Source organism: Nocardiopsis halotolerans DSM 44410 (assembly GCF_000341065.1).
Taxonomy (GTDB): Bacteria; Actinomycetota; Actinomycetes; order Streptosporangiales; family Streptosporangiaceae; genus Nocardiopsis; species Nocardiopsis halotolerans.
In genome coordinates this window covers 1-2,520 of sequence record NZ_ANAX01000354.1, presented here as the reverse complement: position 1 = coordinate 2,520, position 2,520 = coordinate 1, and the positions used below count along the sequence as shown (strand labels likewise).

The following is a 2,520-nucleotide window of genomic DNA, read 5'->3' as shown; positions in this document are numbered from 1 at the left end:
TGCCCGCGCTCGACAGGGAGCCTGGACCGCGTTCCACCGCCGCCGCTGCTGCCGACGTCGCTACCGCCACCATCAGCGGCCTGGGCGTTGGGTGGGGTCCCCAGACACCCGCTGCCGTTGGTGCGACCGTCGCTGACCTTCACCACCGGGGACAGCACTGCTGCCCGGGACTGGAGGACCCGCTCGCCGTTGCTGCTGACGCAGCAGAGCCCAACCATTCATCTTCAGCAAGCGTTGCCCGTGGCCTGTCCCACCTCGCGGCAGCTGGTGCTACCGCAGCAGAGGCCGACCATCCCCGAACCCCAACCGTTGGCCGCCCTCCCAAGGCCGCTCCCGCCGTTGGTGCGACCGTCACCGACCCTCACCACCAGGGACAGCACCGCTACCCGGAACCGGAGAATCCGCTCGCCGTTGCTGCTGACGCAGAAGCGCCCGGCCATCCGACTTCATCAGGCGTTACTCGTCGTCCGCACCACTGCGCGGCAGCTGGTGTCATCGCAGGAACGGGCAACCACACACGAACGGCAAGCTTTGAACGCCCTCCCCAGTCGTCTTCCGTGGATGAATCTCCTGTGGATGACCGGTGCGGTTCCGAGTTTTCCGGGGGCGGGGGCTTGCCGGATCCAGAAAACCGAATACAGTTCGGTTTGTAACCGTCATCCAGGCCCTTGGAGGACCCCGTGGCCGAGACATACATCGTCGGCGCAGTGCGCACCCCCGTCGGCACCAAGAAGGGCGCCTTGGCCGCCGTGCACCCGGCGGACCTGGGGGCGCACGTGCTCAAGGAGCTCGTCTCCCGCACCGGTGTGGACCCGGCCGCGGTCGAGGACGTCATCATGGGCTGTGTCAGCCAGGTCGGGCCGCAGGCGCTCGACCTCGCCCGCACCGCCTGGCTCTCCGCTGGCTTTCCCGAGTCCGTCCCCGGTGTCACCATCGACCGTCAGTGCGGCTCCTCCCAGCAGGCCGTCCACTTCGCCGCGCAGGGCGTCATGTCCGGCACCCAGGACCTGGTCGTGGCCTCCGGCGTGGAGAACATGGGCATGGTCCCCATGGGCGCCAACGTCCAGTACGCCATCGACAACGGGCTCGGCCTGTACGGCGACGGTTGGGTCGAGCGCTACGGCACGCAGGAGATCTCCCAGTTCCGCGGTGCCCAGCTCATGTGCGAGAAGTGGGGCTTCAAGCGCGAGCAGCTGGAGGAGTTCGCCCTGGAGAGCCACCAGCGCGCCGCCAGGGCCCTGGAGGCGGGCTACTTCGACGGCCAGGTCGCCCCCCTGGCCGGGGTCGAGCGTGACGAGGGCGTGCGCCCCGACACCACCCTGGAGAAGATGGCGGGCCTGAAGCCGCTGCGCGAGGGGTGGGAGCTCACCGCCGCCGTGGCCAGCCAGATCTCCGTCGGAGCGGGCGCGGTCCTGCTCGCCTCGGAGCGAGCCGTCGAGCAGCACAACCTGACCCCGCTGGCCCGGGTCGTCCAGCTGTCGCTGGTCGGCGACGACCCGGTCTACATGCTCACCGCGCCCATCCCGGCGACCAGGACCGCCCTGGAGAAGGCCGGTCTGGGGATCGACGACATCGACGTCACGGAGATCAACGAGGCCTTCGCTCCGGTGCCGATGTCCTGGATCCAGGAACTGGGCGCCGACCCCGCCAAGGTCAACCCCAACGGCGGCGCGATCGCCCTGGGCCACCCGCTGGGAGCCACCGGCGCCGTCCTCATGACCAAGCTGGTCAGCGAGTTGCGGCGCACCGGCGGCCGGTACGGCCTCCAGGCCATGTGCGAGGGCGGCGGTCAGGCCAACGTCACCATCATCGAACGCGTCTGACCCCCCGTGCGCGGCTGGAACCGGCCGCGCACGGCCCTCACCCCGTCCGGGGGTGAGGAGGCGCGGGCATCGGCCGTGCCGGGCGGATGTTGTGGTTGCGGTGGAAGAGGTTGCCGGGATCGAACTCCGTCTTGACCGCGCTCAGCCGGGCGTGGTTGGGCTCGCCGAACCCGGCCAGGACGCGCTCCTCGCCCTCGTCGGCGATGAAGTTCAGGTACACGTCCCCCGTGGCCCAGGGCCGCATGTCCTCGCGGACCGCCTTCACCCATTGGATGGCGCGCGGGTCGTCCTCGGGGTCCTCCCACATCGCCAGGGGGTGTACGCCCCACCGGGCGTGGCGCCACGGCACCGGGTAGTCGGCTTCGGAGCGGTCCACGGCACCGCCGAAGGGGAAGAGGATGTGACCCGTCGGCGAGGGCATGACCATCTCTCCCGCGCGGGCGCAGAAGACGTCGATGGCCTCGTCGGGCAGCTCCGCCAGGTGCTCCACCGACCAGTAGTTGCGGTAGCCGGGCGGGTCGTCCAGTGCCTTCTGGACCTCCGCGTAGGGCATCGCCGTGAGTAGCTCGACCTCGGGGCGCATCCGCACGAACGGGGCCGCCAGGTCGCGCAGCGCCGACTCCCCACCCACGTAGGTCATCACCACGGCGCACACGAGCGTGCCGACCAGCTCCTCCGGCATGAACGGCTCGGGCCG

Annotated in this window: 3 protein-coding genes; 1 reads left to right on the top strand and 2 read right to left on the bottom strand. The window is 70.3% G+C overall.

The window, feature by feature from the left end:
- Positions 1-218, bottom strand: a 218-nt coding sequence (locus D455_RS34940; protein WP_206539297.1) for a hypothetical protein, incomplete at its 3' end; no start/stop codon positions are given.
- A 462-nt stretch (positions 219-680) separates the two neighbouring features.
- Between D455_RS34940 and D455_RS0126185 the strand changes: the two genes are divergently transcribed.
- Positions 681-1,823 (top strand): acetyl-CoA C-acetyltransferase, encoded by a 1,143-nt coding sequence (locus D455_RS0126185; RefSeq protein WP_017573628.1) that lies wholly within the window; start codon positions 681-683, stop codon positions 1,821-1,823.
- Positions 1,824-1,860: 37 nt separating this feature from the next.
- Here the strand turns inward: D455_RS0126185 and D455_RS0126180 are convergent.
- Positions 1,861-2,520, bottom strand: a 660-nt coding sequence (locus tag D455_RS0126180; protein WP_017573627.1) for a BBE domain-containing protein, incomplete at its 5' end; no start/stop codon positions are given.